We start from the raw sequence: 17,793 nt of genomic DNA, 5'->3' as shown, positions 1-17,793 counted from the left end.
GTTCTTTTATTAATTATTTGCTCCCAGAGAAGCAGATCTTCAGCTGTGGATCTCAAAATAAAACCTCCCATCGACTACTTTATCAAAGTATATCAAACAGGAGGTTAATTTACATTACGGTGTTTGTTCCATCGCTTACATAAAAGTGAATGTAATTAACAGAAAGATGACGGAATTAATTAAGGGATTGTTCGAAAAAAGCTATCTTAAAATGATTGCTAGGGAAACAAAATTTGTACAAAGAGAAGTTTCCCTTACAGCTGAAGGTTTTATATCCTTATGCACTTTCCACGATAAATCTATATGCGAAGCATCATTATCCAAATTATCTACTATTTTAACAATAGACTCCTGGTTCCAATAAAAAAGTATGGTGGAAATGTGATAAAGGACATGAATGGCAAACAGTAATAGCTAGTAGGACACAAGGAAGAGGTTGTCCCTATTGTTCAGGTAGATATGCAAGCAATGAAAATTGTTTGGCTATAACAAATCCTGAGTTGAGTAGTGAATGGCAGTATGATAAAAATTTCCCCTTGTCTCCATTCAATATAACCCGTGGTACCCAAAAAAAAGTATGGTGGAAATGCCATGTGTGCAATAATGAATGGGAGAGTTTGATAAGTAATAGATCTAAGGGTAAAGGCTGTCCTAACTGTAATAGATCCAAAAGGAGCAAGAACAAAAGAATGGTTGGATTCTATAGAAAATAGACTTTCTTATTCCAGATGGTATCACACTGATAGAGAAATGGGGAATATAATGTTGCTATTTCAGGAAATCGTTGAGTTAGATTAATTAAGTCAAAATTGTATAGTAATATTGATGTAATTGAAAGTAAGTTTTATACGGAGGTAAGCAAATGGCTTATATTTTTGCAATTAGCGATATACATGGATTCTCTGAACCTTTAAATGAAGTGTTGTCTTTAATTGATTTATCAAGTAATGAAGGTAATAAACTTATTTTTTGTGGTGACTATATTGATTATGGTACGGATAGTTGCAATGTATTATATAAAATTAAAGAATTAACGGAAACCTATCCTAATCAAGTGACTGCAATTATGGGAAATCACGAATATATGTTTTTAGAATTTCTAAATGCAGATGATAGGGATATTTGGAATATTGAATGGCTTGGGGCTGACAGAGATTTCTCTACAAGCAATACATTTATTTCATCATTAACAAGAGAAATGATTGGCAAGTTAAAAGCAAAATTAGGATATCACAATTATTTGTTCGATGTTGCTAAATTAGTAAAAAAAGACATTTTAAATAATCATATTCAGTTAGTTAAATGGTTAAAGAATTTGCCATTCTATTATGAAACTGACTGTCAAATACTGGTACACGCAGGAGTTGATGAAGAAGCTGAAGAATATTGGATGCATGGCACTCCAGAAGATTATTTTGTGAGTAAATATCCAGCAACCTTTGGTAAATTTTACAAATATATTATTGCAGGACATATAAGCACAAGTTCATTAGCTAAAGATAAAGACTTCCATAGTGTTTATTGGGATGGGAAAAGTCATTTCTTTATTGATGGTGAGACTAATGTAAGTGGTATTATACCTCTATTAAAATACGATACTGTTTCAAAAAAATATTATTCATTTAAAAAGCAAATAGATGAAGAAGAGACAATTGAATGGGAAGAATATTTGATTAAATAGGAGATTATTGATAAGGAGTATTAAAATAGCTAACTGGAACATAGATTGGATTATTTTGCCGAAAGACACATAATCACAGAAAATAAAAATTCAAAATGTTTTTTTATTGTACATATAAATTTAATTTTTTAATTGAGGTTTACTATAAAGTAGTGTTATAATAAAATAAAGAAATAAGAATTAATACAGTTTAATGATAGTTAATAATAGTTAACGATAGTTAATAATAGTTAATAATAATTAATGATAGTTAATTAAACTTGTATTGATAAGTTACAAGAAAAAAAAGTATTTCAATAAAATTTAGAGAGGTGAAATATGGAAAATAAAAAATTTAAGGGAGTATTATTACGAGAAAAAAGAATGGAATTGGGGTTGTCTCAGCTTGAACTTGCTAATGAGGTAAATAGTAGATATGGCGTTTCTATAGTTGATGCGACGACGATTAGTAGATGGGAAATAAATTTAAATGCTATTCCAAGGAATAATAAACTTGTTAAGGTGGCGACAGTATTGGGTTGTAAGATGGAAGAATTATATGAAGAAGAAAATATTTTTCAAGAAGAAGTAGTAACGATGGAAGAGTGGGTTGATAAATTAACAAAAGATAACAAGGAGGTATATATATCAGAAATTATTGATAATAAAGTGGATGATGATGCATTGACATCGTTGATGAAATCCTGGAAAACAAGTTTTAAGTCGGAAGAGAATGTGACAGAATATGAAGCCAGAGAGTATGCTTATAATATATATAAAAAATTAGGTTGGGAACAAGAATGTTTTGATGTTATTTGCTCTGCATGGACTACATATATAGCATTATTAGTTACTTACGCTCAAAATAGTAAGATTAAATATACCGATTTTAACGTAAAAATTGATAAAGTGATATATAATTATTCAGAAAGTAAACATTTGGGTTACTGGTATAAGTCTAGCGGAAAAGAAATTGCGGCTTCATTCTATAAACATAATAAAGATTATCCAGAGAGTAGTTATTATAGTAAATTTCTTGATGATAAAAACGTTCACAGTAAATTTGCTAAAAAGATAGCTGGAGAAATTAGTGGTATCCAAAAATTGTCTGCATTATGTCATTGTATGGCTAATTTTATGCCTTGTCCAGAGGATGCTAAGAAAGAGTATAATTACGTCAAGGGATTTTTGCCTGATGTTATGGATTATCTTCCACTGATGGTTGATAAGATACAAAAATGTGTAAGCGAAAAAACAGAATTGAAATATGAGAAATATATCAAAAAATTTGAAATTCCTTATTCTGTAATAGAAAACTGGTACGGTTTTTTCTTGGAAAACAGGAGAAAGTATTTTTTAGAGGAGTTTTACTATGTTACTAAAAAGAACAATAAAGATATTTTGGTAGGAATTCCATTGTTTAGAGGGCAGTCGTTAGAAAATCCTATGCCAAATAATTTAATCGAGGCAAAAGAATGCCTGGATAATATATTACATATTATTCAAAATAGAGCGTTGAAAATGGCCTACTTTTTAGAACAAAATGATAAAGGAGAAATCATAAAATGAAAGTTACAATAGAAAAATTGGTTAGAGAACCTAGCTGCTCCCAAAATTAGAATATGAAGAACGGTACAAGGTTTTATCAGAGCATTATGAAAATATAAAAGATGGATGTGGTGAAATAGATGATAAACGTCTTAAGTGAAGAGCTAAGCGGGAAAGCATTATAGCTTTTATGCGAGAATTGGAGCAAAGAATTGGTTAGTATATGAGGTTGATGAGGAACTTTGGAATGGCACTATTAAAACTGTTGAGGGGGATTCAGAACATGAGATAACTTTTACAACTACAGATGATAAGGAAATAGAGTGGAATATATAAGGTAATTGATAACACCAACAAGGTTAGCTTAAAAATGAGCTAACCTTGTTGGTGTCTTTTGTTGTCATGAATTGATAAAAGAAGTAGTATAGAAAGTTAATGTAAGTTTATGTAGGAAAAAAATGCTATATATTGTATAATAAATGTATAAACTTAATATGAACGTTTTTACATACTTTAATTAACGACATAAGCAATTTTAATGGTCTTAGCATATAGTTAAAGTCAATATAAACACTACCTAAACTAATAGTTTTGATTGAGTTGTAAATAAGTGTTAGCTAATTGGTTATCTATAGTAAATTACTACAATTTGGAGGGGTAAAATGTTTAGCGGATTTAATATAAAATTTGATGAATCATTTATATATTTACTAGATGAATGGTATGATTCAAAACAAAAAATAAACAACTATACTGTCAAGTACGATAAAATTAAAAAAGAAATAGAACAAGAATTAGAATTATATATAGGTGTAGATGGAGTTATACAAGGAACAGAACTTCAAGATAAATGGTTTTCTGCAATAAAGGGTGATGTATTCATATCACACTCACATAATGACAAAGAAAATGTAATACGTTTGGCAGCATGGTTAGAAGATACTTTTAAAATTGACGTTTTTATTGATTCTTTGGTATGGGGTTCTGCAGATAATTTATTGAAAAAAATAGATGATAAGTATTGTGTATCAGATATCAACAAAGATAGCTATGATTATAAAAAACGAAATTACTCCACAAGCCATGTACACACAATGTTAACAGTTGCGTTATCAAAAATGATAGACAGAACAGAATGTATATTTTTTATAAATACGCCTGAGTCATTAAGTATATCAGAATGTATGGAATCCACGACATCTCCATGGCTATACTATGAGTTATTTATTTCACAAGTTATAAGAAATAGGGAATTATCTGAATATAGAAAAGAAATTTTAAAAGAGGCTGTTATTCACAAAGAATTTAGCCAACTAAAGGTTAAGTATAATATAACGTTAGATCATCTCAAAGATATTAACTTTAATGATATATGCGAATGGAGAAAAACAAAATATATAAATTATTGTTATAGCCTAGATGGACTATATGAAATAAAAAATATGTTACCAATTAAGTAAGTAAGTAAGTAAGTAAGTAAGTAAGTAAGTAAGTAAGTAAGTAAGTAAGTAAAAAAATGTATGAGGGGATAAGGGATGATGATAAATAGAATTAAGAGTAATTGTAGAGCAATAATGATATGGTATATAAAACTTCTAGCATCAATTTCATCTGCACTTGGGTTTATTTCAATTTTTTATAATATTGAAGATAAATTCTCAAGTAATATAGCAAAAATAGGTGTCATTATATTGATTTTGATTTTACTAATTATAATATCTGTTTTTTTGGCAGTACGTAAAGATAAAAAGGTTATTAAATGCGGTGATAAAGAATTTATAGTGAAATATGGAGATATTTTTGAAGATAAATCACCTATAAAAGTTATTTCTGTTAATTGTTGTTTTGATACGGTTGTAAATAATACTCTTATTGCTAAAGATACACTGCATGGTTTATTTATTAACAAGTATTTTGAAAATAATATACAAGAACTAGATAACAAAATAAGTGAATCATTATTAAGAAATGGGTATGTATCTAAAAATATCATAACTAAAGTAGAAGGAAAGAAGGACAGATATCCGTTCGGAAGTATAGCAGAAATTAAATGCGGTGTCTCAACATATTATTTATTAGCGTTAACTGAATTTGATGATAACTTAAATGCTCAATGTACAACGAAAAGTTATTGTGTAGCAATTAACTCATTAATGGAGTATTACGATAAACATTCACAAGGTAATGAAATTAGTATACCGTTGATTGGTACTGGTAGAATGTCTAGATTAAACAAGCAAAAACAATTTATTCTTAAAACATTGGTAGAATTGATAAAAATGAATGATGATAAGTTGAAAGATAAATTAAATATTATTGTGAATAAAAATGATAAAGATAAAATTAGTATAGCTGAACTATAATAAATATAGATTTGCATTCACTGTCATGTTACAAAATGCTTCAACATATTTACTAGCATTCAAGACAGCTACTATTTCTGAATGTATACAGAGTATTATGTAGTGAGATAAAAGATGAGTTTTTATAAATTGAAAAAGGAGAGTTGAAAATGGCATACAGGAATGGTACATATGTTGCCTTTAGTGGTAAGGATACTACAAACCCAACTGAAAGTGATATAAGATATTATAATTTAATGAAAGCATGGAAGGAAAATGATCGTATAGATTTTCAGTTTAGTGATAGCCACATCAAAACGTACCAAGTTAAAGATGATAGTAATAAAAAAACTTTACAAGTACGATTGCTGGAAAGAATGAGAAGCTCAAAACAAATGATTTTGATAATTTCAAAGGATACAGAGTGGGATAGAGGTATGCTTAATTATGAAATAGAAAAAGCTGTTGATTTATTTAAGATTCCTTTAATTATTGTTTATCCAGATTATAATATTATTCAAGAACCAATAAAATTATCAAATTTGTGGCCAAGGGCTTTGAATGAAAAAATAAGTGATTTTAAAGCATGCTGTATACATATGCCAGCTAAAAAGGAAATGATTTTAGATGCAATTTCACAATTTGATGTACATACAAATAAACTTAAAGGTTGTTTGAATTATTATTCAGACGAGGCATATAAAAATTGGGGATTGAAATAAGTCTATTTGTTAGTAGAGATAGTTTCTTTCAAGGTTCTATAAAAATATGAAGATGAAAAGTGAGAATAATATTATGGGAAATATTAAATTATTCATAAGCCATTCTTCAGATGATAAGAAGTATGGACAAGCATTTGTGGATTTAATTAGATGTTTGCAAGTTAAGCGAAATCAAATAATTTTTACTGGCGTTCCAGGTTATGGAGTACCAGATGGTATGAATATATTTGAATACTTAAAAAAACAAATGATTAACAATGTATATATATTGTTATTACTATCCAGTAATTATTATGAAAGCGTTGCATGTTTAAACGAGATGGGTGCAACATGGGTATTAGATAATGATTATGATATAGTATTCACTCCAGAATTTGATTTTAATAACAAAAAATTTTATGATAGTGCCATAGATAATCGAAAATCTGTGTTTAATTTCAATAAACAAAGTTTAATAATACTAAAAAATAAAATAATACAAAAATTTGATTTGCAAGAAGATGAATTTGATTGGAACGAAGGATTAGAAAAATTTTTAGAAGAAATTGAAACTATAAAGTCAGAAAATAAAAATAGTAAGAATAGTAATACGATAGATATTATTGATAAAGAGAAGTTAAATAAAGATTGTATTGATTCAATATTTAAGTCATTTAGAGACCAAGACGAAAATATAAAAATAACATATAAAATGCATATTGAATCTCTAGAAAAAAAAGAATTAGACAAAGAAGATTTATATGAAATATGGTTTGAAGTTGATAAACAAATAAGTAATATGTCTGTATGCGACAAAGATAAACTTAAATTATTTTGGGAGTATGTAATTTGTAATAGTAATAATATTATTCAAAAAAGTGTATTAGAATATATAAAAAGTGAAGCTTACAATTTCATAAAGTTTTATGATATCTATCCACAAGTGCTAAAAATATTGTTAAGGGAAGAAAATGATATTAGTTTTAAAAAAGATATGTTATATACTTGGATAAACAAAACATATATAACAACCTATATGTATGATTACACTAATATATATTGGAGATTAGTGTTAGATTTACTTGAGAATTATACACCCAAAGAAGATATAAAAATATTTTTAAATGATCTTCCGATTAAAGGATTACAGTTCTTGCCAAGTAAAGATCAAGTTTATAAGCTTAGAGAATATGGGTATTTTGAGTTAAAAAAAGAATATATATATAGCAACCTAAGATATGATTATGACGATGTTCCTAGGTGTTTCTGGTATACTAAAATCAATGCAGACCGGCCTTTAAAAAACCAAGCATAAAATGGAAAAATCCATTGCCAGCACCCTCAAAATATACTATCCTTTTTAGTGACGAAACTGAAAAGGAGAACGAGGAGATGCTAACAATGGAACACATATATCGTATCAGACATTTGAGGAAATTTGAAGGAAAAAGTTTAAGAAAAATTGCGGAAATTACTGGGCATGATTTTTCTACAGTAAAAAGATATGTTGATAAAGAAGATTTTAATCTCCCAATGCCCATAAAACAAAAGCGTGAGGGCAAATTATCACCCTACAGAGATATTGTCTTGAAATGGCTCACTGATGATAAGAAGGCTCCACACAAACAACAGCATACTGCAAAAAGAATACATGATCGATTAGAAGAACTTTACCCAAATGAGTTTGATGCCCATGAAAGATCCGTAAGAAAATTCGTTGCAAAGCTACGAAAAGAATTGGTGATGGTTACCGATGGATTTCTACCACTAGAGCATCCACCAGGTGAAGCTCAGGTTGATTTTGGAGAAGCACGTTTTATTGAAAATGGTATTACATATGACGGCAATTACCTTAATATATCTTATCCACATAGCAATGGTGGCTATATGCAACTCTTTAAAAGTCAAAATCAAGAATGCCTATTAGAAGGTATGAAAGCAATATTTGAACATGTTGGCGGAGTTCCAATAGCTATATGGTTTGACAATATGTCTACAGCAGTTAAGAAAGTTAAAGAATATGGGAAACGTGATTTAACAAATGGATTTATAAGATTTATGATGCACTATGGCTTTCAAAGTAATTTTTGTAATCCAAATAGTGGTAACGAAAAAGGGTCCGTCGAAGCAAAGGTAGGATACCACCGCCGAAATCTCTTAGTGCCAGTTCCGGAATTTAAGAGTCTAAAAGAATTCAACAAGGAACTTCTTGAAAAATGTGATAAGGACATGAATAGAATGCATTATAAGGGCCATGGGCTTATCAAAGATTTGTTTGAAGAAGATATCATAGAGTTCTTTAAACTTCCGGATGCTCCATTTGAAGTGTATTTGCATCAATTTGCAAAGGCAGACAATTATGGTAAAGCAAAGTTTGATGGAAGACTTTATTCAACATCTCCAAATATGGCAGGACAACAAGTTATGTTTAAAGTTGGAGCCTATGATATTGATGTGTTAGATTATAACAGTAAACTTATAGTTACTCATAGCAGGCTATATGGAGAGGAAAAGGAATCGATGATTTGGGTTCCTTATTTAGAACTTATGTCTAAGCGGCCTACGGCCCTAAAATACACAGGGCTCTTTAATCAATTACCTACAACTATTAAAGAATATATGAATCAATGTGATTATGTAAGCAAAAAGCAAGCACTTAAACTATTTACCAAAATGACAGCAAATACAAATATAGATTCTGCAATAGCAGCATTTGAAGAAAGCATTAAATGTGGGACAAGTGATGTAGATAGTATTTGGGCCACCTATTGCCGATTAACGACCGGCCCTTTACCGGAACTAGAAATTTGTCTTTCTGAAACAGTACCAAAACTTGAGAAGTACACTCCTGACATAACTGTTTATGATAAATTAATGGTTGCAGGAGGACTAAATCAATGAACTCAGATGTGTTAATAAAGCATTATTGCAAAGAACTTAGACTAGGAACTAGTTTTTATGAAAACTATGCAGAAATTCAAGCAACGGATTTTGGGGACTTCTTAGCACAAATATTAAAACGTGAAGCTGAAAATAGAGAAGTAGTTAGAAGAAATAGAAACCTTAAATCAGCTGGATTTGATGTTATTAAAACCTTTGAAGATTATATTTTCAAAGATATTCAAGTTCCTCAAGCAATTGATATTGATGATTTAAAAACCGGAGGTTTTATTGATAAGCTAGAGAATTTAGTATTATATGGCCCTGTTGGGACCGGAAATTATAGAAAGTTTTTGTTTATAGAAAGATTTTTAAAAATGTCAAGTAATAACGTCTTAATTATATAAAAAATCTTTCGATAATAATTACGTACAGAAATCTTGAAGCCAACTTAATAAATCTGTATCTTCGGCCCAAACTGGAATATCTTGTGTTACAACATCAATATACATTGACTCTAATGCTTTTCTTTTAATTTCAGTATCAGCTCTCAAATAGACTTCTGTTGTAGTAACACTTACGTGTCCAAGAAAATCTCTTATATAAATAAGATTCACTCCAGCTTCTAACAAGTGAAAAGCTTTCGTGTGTCTCAGCATATGTGGATTAATAGATTCTGGAAATAATACTAAAGCATTAGTTTTTTTTGCAAGAATAAAATATTTTTTTAAAATATATGTTACTCCAGGTCTTGTAAACGCAGAATTTCTACTGTTATAAAATAAAGGGTAGTTTTGCTTTCCGTTTTCTAAAAGGTGATGTTCATTCATATAATTTTGGATCAATGCACAGGTCTTATCCATAATAGGAACACATCTCTTTTTATTTCCTTTACCTGTTAATGTAATAGTAGCCGGTTTTGAAATTCTTACATCACAAACCCTCAAGTCAAGTAATTCTTGAATTCTTGAACCAGTATCGTAAAGCGTTACCATGATTACAAGATCTCGAAGCCCTCTTTGAGTTGTTATATTAGGTTGCTTTAGCAACAATTGAAGATTCTCTTGTGTTAAATGTTTTATTGTAGGTTGCTGGCGTTTTTTGAATGGAACACCTAAAATTTTTTGACATTCAAAAATTATCTCTGGACGTTCTGACTGCACGTATCTATAAAAACTATGTATTGCTGCAAGCCTTTGGTTACGTGTATTAATACCTACACTACGTGTATTTTCAAGCCAAAACAGGAAACCTTTTATTGTTTCAGAGTTGATACCACTGAAGGTAAGATATTGTGGTTTGAGTTTGCACTCAGAAGACATATATATTAGCAACTGTTTAAAGGTGTCTCTGTAAGATTTTATCGTGTTAGTACTGACATTACGCTCACCTGGAAGAAATTTAGATAGATAACACGTTAGTGTTTTGGCAAAATCAGTCTGTTTCATATGACGTCACCTCCGGAATCAAAGATGAAAAACTTTCTTCTACTTTAGCTATAATGTCTGGGTATAAATCTGCAGTCAGTCTCAGATAGTGCTGAGTCCCTCTTAAATCAACATGGCCTAAATAAGCAGATAAGTATGGAAGAAGGTTGGTCAAATCTTCTCCTTTGAGAACCCATTTTTTTAAACAATGAATGGAAAAGGCATGTCTTATATCATGAACGCGTGGACCTTTTCCGGTGTGTGAAATTCCTAATTTCCAAAGTATCCCACGGAATAATTTATAGATTGTGTTGCACTTATACTGACCACCATAAGGTGATGGAAATAAAAAATTGTTGTTAACTTTGTTAGTATTTAATTCTTCCATATATACGCGGCAGCGTTCAGATAGGCTTCTAGCCATTGGAATAATACGTTCCTTCCCAAATTTTGCATTCCTAATAAATAGAGTACCATGCTCTAAATCAACGTCTTCAAATGTGAGATTGAGCGCTTCTGAAATTCTTAGTCCGCAACCGTATAATATCCGGAACAGAATGGGAAGTATTAGATGTCGATTTGGAGAACAGTCAGAAATTTGATAGTTATCACAAATATGAAATATAGTCTTTATTTCCTCTTCTGAAAAGATGTATGGAATATAAGAATAACGGCTAATAGTAATTGTTGATCTTGGATAAATATGCGCCTGATATCCAAGACGCACCATATATTGTGCAAATCCCCGTGCAATTGATATTCTCCCGCATCTGGTTGCGTTTGTTTCATTTGGTGATTTTTCTGTCCATAACAAGATCATTTCCTTTGTAAGCTTTTTTTCAATTAAACACTTTTGTGTAATTAGAATATCAAATCTTTTTAGCATAGCAGCTCCTTTTTGAAACTTGTAACCGACCGACCTTTTTTCCAATATAAAGTCTTCCATCAAATTTCCAAGGATACTTTCAAAAACAAATATTTTCTCAGTCATTAAGGAACACCCCCTCAGGATCAAGAGCACATGCACGAAGTCCTTCAATGTCAGTCCTAAGATATACACTTGTGGACTTGGCATTTAAATGGCCTAGAATTTCTGATATTATTGGCAGAGGAGTTCCTTGTGCAAGTAACCCACTTGCCAATGAGTGCCTCAAAGAATGAAGACCATGACGTTTTCCTTTTGGTATTGAAATTCCGGCAAGACGTGTATATTTCGTGATAATATTATGAAGGTTTGCATCTTTACTGAAGGCTTCAAAAGGTGCATTCATTCGTATAAAGATATATGGAGAACTACTGACAGGCCTAGCATTTTTTAAATAGTCAATTATCGCCCACCCAATATCATTTAAAATTGGGTAACTGGTGGCGTTTTTTGTTTTCTCCTGTATAAAGACAATTGACTTTGTATTCCAGTTAAAATCTGATAGCTTCAACTTTTTCACATCGCCAACCCTTATACCAAGCCTTGCAACCAACAATATAATTGCATAATTCCTTTTTCCGGTAGGATTTCCTCTGTCAATGATTTCAAGCATACGACGTACTTCTTCTGAATTCCAAGTAGAAGGGACTGACGGATAATAATACTTATTTTGCTTAGGAACACTTATCGTTAAATCATACTTAGTATATTCGTTGAGATACAAAAATCTCAAAAACATGCGGAGCGTGGTAAGTATTGATGCTATACTTTTTTCATGATGTGGGAATACAGTTTTCACATAGTCAGAAATCATTTGTGGCGTAACATCATTTATATCATGTACATTACGAGAATCCAGATAATCAATAAAGAAGAATAGACGTTGTACACGCGTACGCATTCCCCGCTTAGAATAATTATTAAGCTCACATTCTTTTTCATAGGAAGTCAGTATTGATTCAAATTGTGGTGGTTTCACATAGCCAGGCTTTTTAACAATTCTTCTTATCAATACACCATGAAGCTGGTAATCACCTAAGACACGTATCATTCGTATTGCATGTTTAGAACCTTTGGGAAGGGCTTCTTCATAATAATTCACAGTACAGTTATACTCTTCTTTTAAAAAATTGTTTCCTAATTCTTCTGAAAAATAGCTTTTCTCATTTTCTTTTGCAAAAGCAGTTACTCGTTTGTATAGCAGACTATAGCTTTTTATAGTACTATTTGCATAGTTTAGCCGTTTAAGCTCCATTAGCACTTTGCTAATTAAATCATTCAATGGTAATTTCATTTTATTGGGCACCTCCTAGATTAGTTCCTATAATCTATTCTGATGCATTATGGAAAGAAATAAACACATATAAGCTAACAATGTAGTCATATACACTTATTTCTTTCTATAAACAAAAACTTTCTATAATTTCCGTTATGGAAAGTTTTCCATAAAGGCAAAAGTCACATGGCCACTGCCATAGGAGTAGCTGCTTGTTCTAGAGGTAAAAGAGTAAAGTTCTTTCGTACAGCATCACTAGTTAATCAATTGAGCGAAGCAAAAGCTAAAGGAGATTTGAAACGATTTATGCGTCAGATAGAGAAAGTGGACTTGTTGATTTGTGATGAGTGGGGGTATGTCCCTTTTGAAAAAGAGGGAGCTCAGTTACTATTTCAAGTAATCTCAGAATGTTATGAAAAACGAAGTATAATTATAACCACTAACTTAGAATTCAGCAAATGGAATGGTATTTTTTATGACGAAAAGCTTACCAGTGCTATCATTGATCGACTAGTTCATCATAGCCATTTATTAGTTTTTAGTGGCCCAAGCTACCGCTTAACACACTCAACCATGAATACCCAATAATGGAAATAGGGTGCTGGAAAAATTAAGTTCCGCAATGCATGGTTTTTAGCTTGCCAAAAACAAGAATAAGTATGTTATCGAAAATATTTACAATATTCATTTATGGGTTAGTGAACTTATTATTAGTATTAGGCTTAGTTTAAGTAACTAAATTTAATAGTCATGGTGCACTTGAAAGTCAATCACTTCAAATTTTTATAATCATCTTCATTACTGGTTTTGTAGATTATATAGTTATTAATAAAAAAAATTAAAAACTCCGCCATACATAAAATAAAAGCAAAAATTTCATTGGAATTTAATATGCTCCCCTAAGTAGACAGATTTAAAAAACAAAAATCTTTTAATAAAATGAGGAGCATTTAATTATGCTATGTGTCTATATATTATAGATGCTACTTTAAGAATTACATTGTATAGAACAATAAAAGAATATCATTTGAAAGAATAAAAAGTATTTCAACAGTGAACTTAAACGTTGAAATACTTTTTGTTCTTTTTAGAGTGAATTGTAATGTTAGAAATGGAAATCTAGTTTTCCATCTTGTATCGATTGTTATAGATACATCACATAACGTTATTGCTTGGAGTTGTTAATTCATATCTATATTCCTTGATAATAATATCTCAATATATAATATTATTTATGTTTGTTTACCTCTAATAAATCAGATGGATGTGTTTTAAGTGCATACGCTAAATTTTCTACAGTTTTTAATGTGGGACTCTCTTTGCCTGTTTCTAACTCGCTAATATGGCTCTGTGATATATTTGATAAATATGCTAATCTCTTTTGAGTCATACATTTGGATTTTCTCACCTCAAGTAGTTTAAATCTAAATTTATACATATCACACGGCTCCTTGATTTCATTAAATACGACAAATATAATAATTTACGTTGATATATCTTGTCGTATTTTGTCGGAAACGATAGTTAATAACGATATTTAGTAATGGTATAATTATAACATGGTATTTGCATATTATCTAGGTCAGTATTATACAGTCTAATGCATAATAAAAAAATGTTATAATTATAATATAAAACCAATTAATCTTATATTAGTTTGGAAGGATGATCCAATAGAAAAAGAAGTTGAAAATTCAGACCAATTTAACATAAAAATATATATTAATATATTAAGAGGCTTGAGGATAGAGAGAATAGAATTTCATTGATATATTTTTATTACCATTACCTAATTCCCTTACTTTGGAATAATTTATAATTTTGGAGGACGAAATGGTTAAAATATTATTTGTAATGAATATCCTAGTAACGATAATAGCATTAGTTTTTTGGATTAATGGGATAAAGCATCTTAAAAATGACAATTATAATGTAAAAGGTGTTAAACATATACTGGATGGTATAAGTGTTACAGGTATTTGTATCATTTTAGGAGCCATACTTCTAGTTCCAGTTCTCTTTCCAATGTAAAATGGTGCTAAAATAAGTAATTTGATTTTAAGTGGAATTGGGAACATTGATTTTTAACACAAATGACAGTTGCTATGATTTGGGAAAAAATATAATACCAAAGATGTTAAATAATAATCAAAAGTTTTATGCGTATCTTTTTAAAGGATATTGGCGGGATGTTGGTACAATTGAAAGTTTAGGGCATGGTCGTGAGATTATTGTTATAGAAAAGGGTAGCGAAATTAAAGCTGATTTAAATGTAGTAAATAGATTATAAAATTAATATAGATAAGATAAAGTTTCTTAAAAGAGTGTTAATTATAGGCTAAATTAATTGTTGGTGTGGTTGTATTACTTATAATAATTAAGGTATTCCATTTAATATAATATTTTATTAATTAACAAATGAAGGAGGTGATTTATATGTCATTTTTACGATGGATTATAGGAGTATTGATAATAGTATGGTTATTGGGATTTGTTCTTAAGATTGGTGGAGGTCTGATACATATAATTATTGTTATAGCTGTTATACTATTTATTTTTGACTACATTGGTGGAAGAAAATTATAGTAAGAATTTAATAAATGTTAAATTAAATCTTATCTAATACAGGAACATAGAAGTTAAATTTGGTTTCTTTATCAAAGAAAGTATGCATTTCATCCTTATAATTCTAATTTTGAATGGCTACTTTTATGTGATAATATCGTAAAATATCCGGAAATCTTGCAGTTTACAAAATGGAAGATGCACTTATTAATAATAGTTAGGAGGATATATCAAAGATGGAAAAACGAGATGTGTATTTAGAAAAAATTAATGCTCAGATAGACCAGTACAATGCTAAACTAGCGGTAATGCGTGGAAAAGCTAAAGAAGTTCATGCTGATATGAAATTGGAATATCTTAACCAAGTGGAGAAGCTTGAGAGTAAGAGGGATGACTTGAAGGAAAAATATGAACAACTTAGAAAATCTAGTGAAAGTTCTTGGAAAGATATAAAAGAAGGAACTGAAAATGTTTGGAATGATCTTAAGGAATCCTTTGACAAAGCAACAAAGCATTTTAAATAATTCTTGTTGTTTTTTGTAAATAACATTCTGTAGTCTTGAATAAATAAAATTAAATAATTGGAGGAAAACGAATGGAAGAAAAAGAAGTTTACAGATCCCGCGATAATAATCACAAATTTAGAAAAATAGTATACTATATACTTGGAATTCTTGAAACTCTCCTTGCATTCAGACTTGTTTTTAAGCTTCTTGGAGCCAATCCCGGGAGTACCTTTGTATCACTTATATATACTATATCAGGAGCTTTTCTGGCTCCATTTAGTGGCATTTTTAGATCTGCTGTAACTAATGGGGTAGAAACCAAAGCAGTCTTGGAGCCTAGCACTGTTATAGCCATGATTGTTTATGCACTTATTGCATATGGAGTAGTAAAGCTAATTAAAATCTCAGAAACTCCTAAAGACAAAGCAATACGATGAGTCTAAAACATGTCACATTTGAATAATTTGAATAAGTAAGAATGATTCACTAAAATAAAATATGAGTAAAAACTTTCAAGTATGTAATAAGGAAATTAAGAATTGGAACACTACAGCTTTCTATCAAGACATAGCAAGTTTAAGGAAACATATGATATAAGGGTGTGCACCTTTTAGCAGAAACCCCATACAATTTAGCGATATTAAAATCCATAATTCATTGAAGAAGTCGCTAAATTGTATCAAAATCATAGTTATTAGACAGTAAAACCCACAACTAATTAATTAGTTGTGGGTTTTCTTATGCTTTAATTTAAGTTGAATTAGAGTATTAAAGGTTAACCATACCATAATTTAGAGAATGGGTTATCTTACATTTGGTTACCTACTCGAAAACAGGCGAATGGGTTATTCCGTTCCGGGAGTTCGAATTTCCCTCTCTCCGCCACTGTGAAGGGCTCTAGCAATACTGCTAGGACTCATTTGTTTGAATTCTTTGTTGAAAATGGGGTTTGTGGTGCCCGTTTGACGACAAAATAGGAAAGACTAAACGAAAATGGATGAGAATTATATTTTTGATGATATTTGAAATGGCCTATTTTAATATGATAAGGTAAACTTTAAATATTAATGTTATAATTACATTAAAACATATATAATTATAAGAATACCAAATATTAATTGCATAACATCGAAAGCCTTTGCTTTAGCCTTGTTTTCAATACTAATGTTTCGTTCATCATTCTTTTTTTCTTTAATAAAAAAATTATGATGTATACCATTCGTTACTGAGGCTACAGTAGATGCTGCAATAATTAAAGGTATAGTTTTTGACGTATATCCACCTATAAAAAACATACCAATTCTATGCCACATTACGGCTGTTTTTTCCCTATAACGGGTTACTTAAATCATGTATAAGTGGTTTTCTCAATAATGCTTCCACCTCATGGACTGGCATAGGCTTAAAATAATAGAATCCTTGTATCTCGTCACACATCCCTTGATTTAAAAAATCAAGTTGATTCTTCCTTTCAACGCCCTCTGCAATAACGCTGAGCCCCATGTTTTTAGCTAATATAATAATGGCTTTCGTAATTGCTTCATCTTTAGTGTTAACGCCAATACCCTGAATAAACGTCATTGGAATTTTAATTCTGTCAGCAGGCAATTGTTTTAGATAATTTAGAGAAGAATACTCTGTTCCAAAATCATCAATTGCTATGTGAATACCCATATTTTTAAAGATAGTCAAGGTTTCAATAATATTGCTTTTTCCCTTCATGACAGCACTTTCAGTAATCTCCAGTTCTAAGTACTGACACTCTAGGCCAGTTTCGCTTAGAATTTCTTCCACATCGCGGACAAGATTGCCATTCTGAAATTGCTTAGCAGAAAGATTAACTCCCATACGGATTCGTGGTAAACCTGCATTTTGCCACATCTTATTTTGCATGCAGGCAGTTCGTAATACCCACTCTCCTATTGAAATAATCAAATTTGTTTGTTCAGCAATTGGAATAAAT

The 17,793-nt window shown here is 30.4% G+C and carries 21 protein-coding genes and 1 pseudogene; 16 read left to right on the top strand and 6 right to left on the bottom strand.

Translation table 11 applies throughout. From position 1 onward, the window contains the following. The first annotated feature begins 166 nt into the window (after positions 1-166). From JJD95_RS16195 to JJD95_RS16155, 10 genes are all read left to right on the top strand, one after another. The gene (locus JJD95_RS16195; RefSeq protein ID WP_291644056.1) at positions 167-364 is read left to right on the top strand and encodes a hypothetical protein; all 198 of its coding nucleotides are present in this window, start codon (positions 167-169) and stop codon (positions 362-364) included. 115 nt (positions 365-479) lie between these two features. Beyond that, positions 480-713, top strand: coding sequence for a zinc-ribbon domain-containing protein (locus tag JJD95_RS20140; protein ID WP_367114835.1), 234 nt, complete (start codon positions 480-482; stop codon positions 711-713). A 149-nt stretch (positions 714-862) separates the two neighbouring features. Next, positions 863-1,681: a metallophosphoesterase gene (locus JJD95_RS16190; RefSeq protein WP_291644055.1), complete on the top strand. Its 819-nt coding sequence runs from the start codon at positions 863-865 to the stop codon at positions 1,679-1,681. A 318-nt stretch (positions 1,682-1,999) separates the two neighbouring features. Then, positions 2,000-3,229, top strand: a complete 1,230-nt coding sequence (locus tag JJD95_RS16185) for a helix-turn-helix transcriptional regulator (RefSeq protein WP_291644054.1) — start codon at positions 2,000-2,002, stop codon at positions 3,227-3,229. Positions 3,230-3,870: 641 nt separating this feature from the next. Further along, positions 3,871-4,668: a hypothetical protein gene (locus JJD95_RS16180; RefSeq protein ID WP_291644053.1), complete on the top strand. Its 798-nt coding sequence runs from the start codon at positions 3,871-3,873 to the stop codon at positions 4,666-4,668. 75 nt (positions 4,669-4,743) lie between these two features. Continuing rightward, a complete protein-coding gene (locus tag JJD95_RS16175; RefSeq protein WP_291644052.1) occupies positions 4,744-5,571 on the top strand; it encodes a macro domain-containing protein in 828 nt (275 codons plus the stop codon). 149 nt (positions 5,572-5,720) lie between these two features. Then, the gene (locus JJD95_RS16170) at positions 5,721-6,272 is read left to right on the top strand and encodes a TIR domain-containing protein (protein ID WP_291644051.1); all 552 of its coding nucleotides are present in this window, start codon (positions 5,721-5,723) and stop codon (positions 6,270-6,272) included. A 46-nt stretch (positions 6,273-6,318) separates the two neighbouring features. Further along, positions 6,319-7,566 carry a hypothetical protein gene (locus JJD95_RS16165; protein WP_291644050.1) on the top strand — a complete coding sequence of 416 codons (1,248 nt, stop codon included), beginning with the start codon at positions 6,319-6,321 and terminating at the stop codon, positions 7,564-7,566. A gap of 77 nt (positions 7,567-7,643) precedes the next feature. Further along, positions 7,644-9,152, top strand: coding sequence for an IS21 family transposase (gene istA / locus JJD95_RS16160; RefSeq protein WP_291644049.1), 1,509 nt, complete (start codon positions 7,644-7,646; stop codon positions 9,150-9,152). Beyond that, positions 9,149-9,538, top strand: a complete 390-nt coding sequence (locus tag JJD95_RS16155) for an ATP-binding protein (protein WP_291644048.1) — start codon at positions 9,149-9,151, stop codon at positions 9,536-9,538. The genes istA and JJD95_RS16155 overlap by 4 nt, the downstream gene beginning before the upstream one ends. Before the next feature lie 18 nt (positions 9,539-9,556). On the opposite strand, the gene JJD95_RS16150 is transcribed toward JJD95_RS16155, so the two are convergent. The 3 genes from JJD95_RS16150 to JJD95_RS16140 are packed head-to-tail and all read right to left on the bottom strand — an operon-like array spanning position 9,557 to position 12,777. Continuing rightward, positions 9,557-10,579, bottom strand: a complete 1,023-nt coding sequence (locus tag JJD95_RS16150) for a site-specific integrase (protein WP_291644047.1) — start codon at positions 10,577-10,579, stop codon at positions 9,557-9,559. Further along, entirely contained in the window at positions 10,566-11,549 is a 984-nt protein-coding gene (locus tag JJD95_RS16145) for a tyrosine-type recombinase/integrase (RefSeq protein ID WP_291644046.1), read from the bottom strand. Before JJD95_RS16145 ends, JJD95_RS16150 begins: the two co-directional genes overlap by 14 nt. Continuing rightward, entirely contained in the window at positions 11,542-12,777 is a 1,236-nt protein-coding gene (locus JJD95_RS16140; protein ID WP_291644045.1) for a site-specific integrase, read from the bottom strand. The genes JJD95_RS16145 and JJD95_RS16140 overlap by 8 nt, the downstream gene beginning before the upstream one ends. Positions 12,778-12,945: 168 nt before the next feature. Here JJD95_RS16140 and JJD95_RS16135 point away from each other — a divergent pair, with 168 nt between their 5' ends. Next, positions 12,946-13,347 (top strand): ATP-binding protein, encoded by a 402-nt coding sequence (locus JJD95_RS16135; RefSeq protein WP_291644044.1) that lies wholly within the window; start codon positions 12,946-12,948, stop codon positions 13,345-13,347. A 640-nt stretch (positions 13,348-13,987) separates the two neighbouring features. Here JJD95_RS16135 and JJD95_RS16130 read toward each other — a convergent pair. After that, the gene (locus JJD95_RS16130; RefSeq protein WP_291644043.1) at positions 13,988-14,197 is read right to left on the bottom strand and encodes a helix-turn-helix transcriptional regulator; all 210 of its coding nucleotides are present in this window, start codon (positions 14,195-14,197) and stop codon (positions 13,988-13,990) included. 395 nt (positions 14,198-14,592) lie between these two features. On the opposite strand from JJD95_RS16130, the gene JJD95_RS16125 reads away from it, so the two are divergent. From JJD95_RS16125 to JJD95_RS16105, 5 genes and pseudogenes are all read left to right on the top strand, one after another. Further along, entirely contained in the window at positions 14,593-14,790 is a 198-nt protein-coding gene (locus JJD95_RS16125; protein WP_291644042.1) for a hypothetical protein, read from the top strand. Between the two features lie 64 nt (positions 14,791-14,854). After that, positions 14,855-14,971 (top strand): annotated as a pseudogene (locus JJD95_RS16120) (sugar phosphate nucleotidyltransferase); the annotation flags it as partial. 224 nt (positions 14,972-15,195) lie between these two features. Next, positions 15,196-15,345 (top strand): lmo0937 family membrane protein, encoded by a 150-nt coding sequence (locus JJD95_RS16115; protein ID WP_291644041.1) that lies wholly within the window; start codon positions 15,196-15,198, stop codon positions 15,343-15,345. 215 nt (positions 15,346-15,560) lie between these two features. Next, positions 15,561-15,848: a hypothetical protein gene (locus JJD95_RS16110; protein WP_291644040.1), complete on the top strand. Its 288-nt coding sequence runs from the start codon at positions 15,561-15,563 to the stop codon at positions 15,846-15,848. A gap of 71 nt (positions 15,849-15,919) precedes the next feature. Further along, positions 15,920-16,267, top strand: a complete 348-nt coding sequence (locus JJD95_RS16105; protein ID WP_291644039.1) for a YggT family protein — start codon at positions 15,920-15,922, stop codon at positions 16,265-16,267. Positions 16,268-16,906: 639 nt separating this feature from the next. Here JJD95_RS16105 and JJD95_RS16100 read toward each other — a convergent pair. Further along, positions 16,907-17,143: a hypothetical protein gene (locus JJD95_RS16100; RefSeq protein WP_291644038.1), complete on the bottom strand. Its 237-nt coding sequence runs from the start codon at positions 17,141-17,143 to the stop codon at positions 16,907-16,909. A 16-nt stretch (positions 17,144-17,159) separates the two neighbouring features. Continuing rightward, positions 17,160-17,793 (bottom strand): EAL domain-containing protein (locus JJD95_RS16095; protein WP_291644037.1); only part of this gene is annotated, 634 nt, incomplete at its 5' end.

The sequence above is a fragment of the Clostridium sp. genome (genome assembly GCF_016650035.1).
In the GTDB taxonomy this organism is placed as follows: Bacteria; Bacillota; Clostridia; order Clostridiales; family Clostridiaceae; genus Clostridium_AD.
Note: the sequence above shows the minus strand (reverse complement) of the source record. Positions and strands in the feature narration are given on the sequence as shown.

What these genes read in the sequence shown, in the direction of transcription:
- JJD95_RS16140 (WP_291644045.1), bottom strand. Translation starts at nt 12,777, where the DNA reads ATGAAATTACCATTGAATGATTTAATTAGCAAAGTGCTAATGGAGCTT.
- JJD95_RS16175 (WP_291644052.1), top strand. Translation starts at nt 4,744, where the DNA reads ATGATGATAAATAGAATTAAGAGTAATTGTAGAGCAATAATGATATGG.
- JJD95_RS16105 (WP_291644039.1), top strand. Translation starts at nt 15,920, where the DNA reads ATGGAAGAAAAAGAAGTTTACAGATCCCGCGATAATAATCACAAATTT.
- JJD95_RS16190 (WP_291644055.1), top strand. Translation starts at nt 863, where the DNA reads ATGGCTTATATTTTTGCAATTAGCGATATACATGGATTCTCTGAACCT.
- JJD95_RS16155 (WP_291644048.1), top strand. Translation starts at nt 9,149, where the DNA reads ATGAACTCAGATGTGTTAATAAAGCATTATTGCAAAGAACTTAGACTA.
- JJD95_RS16150 (WP_291644047.1), bottom strand. Translation starts at nt 10,579, where the DNA reads ATGAAACAGACTGATTTTGCCAAAACACTAACGTGTTATCTATCTAAA.
- JJD95_RS16185 (WP_291644054.1), top strand. Translation starts at nt 2,000, where the DNA reads ATGGAAAATAAAAAATTTAAGGGAGTATTATTACGAGAAAAAAGAATG.
- JJD95_RS16130 (WP_291644043.1), bottom strand. Translation starts at nt 14,197, where the DNA reads ATGTATAAATTTAGATTTAAACTACTTGAGGTGAGAAAATCCAAATGT.
- JJD95_RS16125 (WP_291644042.1), top strand. Translation starts at nt 14,593, where the DNA reads ATGGTTAAAATATTATTTGTAATGAATATCCTAGTAACGATAATAGCA.
- JJD95_RS16180 (WP_291644053.1), top strand. Translation starts at nt 3,871, where the DNA reads ATGTTTAGCGGATTTAATATAAAATTTGATGAATCATTTATATATTTA.
- JJD95_RS16135 (WP_291644044.1), top strand. Translation starts at nt 12,946, where the DNA reads ATGGCCACTGCCATAGGAGTAGCTGCTTGTTCTAGAGGTAAAAGAGTA.
- JJD95_RS16115 (WP_291644041.1), top strand. Translation starts at nt 15,196, where the DNA reads ATGTCATTTTTACGATGGATTATAGGAGTATTGATAATAGTATGGTTA.
- istA (WP_291644049.1), top strand. Translation starts at nt 7,644, where the DNA reads ATGCTAACAATGGAACACATATATCGTATCAGACATTTGAGGAAATTT.
- JJD95_RS16145 (WP_291644046.1), bottom strand. Translation starts at nt 11,549, where the DNA reads ATGACTGAGAAAATATTTGTTTTTGAAAGTATCCTTGGAAATTTGATG.
- JJD95_RS16170 (WP_291644051.1), top strand. Translation starts at nt 5,721, where the DNA reads ATGGCATACAGGAATGGTACATATGTTGCCTTTAGTGGTAAGGATACT.
- JJD95_RS16100 (WP_291644038.1), bottom strand. Translation starts at nt 17,143, where the DNA reads ATGTGGCATAGAATTGGTATGTTTTTTATAGGTGGATATACGTCAAAA.
- JJD95_RS16195 (WP_291644056.1), top strand. Translation starts at nt 167, where the DNA reads ATGACGGAATTAATTAAGGGATTGTTCGAAAAAAGCTATCTTAAAATG.
- JJD95_RS16165 (WP_291644050.1), top strand. Translation starts at nt 6,319, where the DNA reads ATGAAGATGAAAAGTGAGAATAATATTATGGGAAATATTAAATTATTC.
- JJD95_RS16110 (WP_291644040.1), top strand. Translation starts at nt 15,561, where the DNA reads ATGGAAAAACGAGATGTGTATTTAGAAAAAATTAATGCTCAGATAGAC.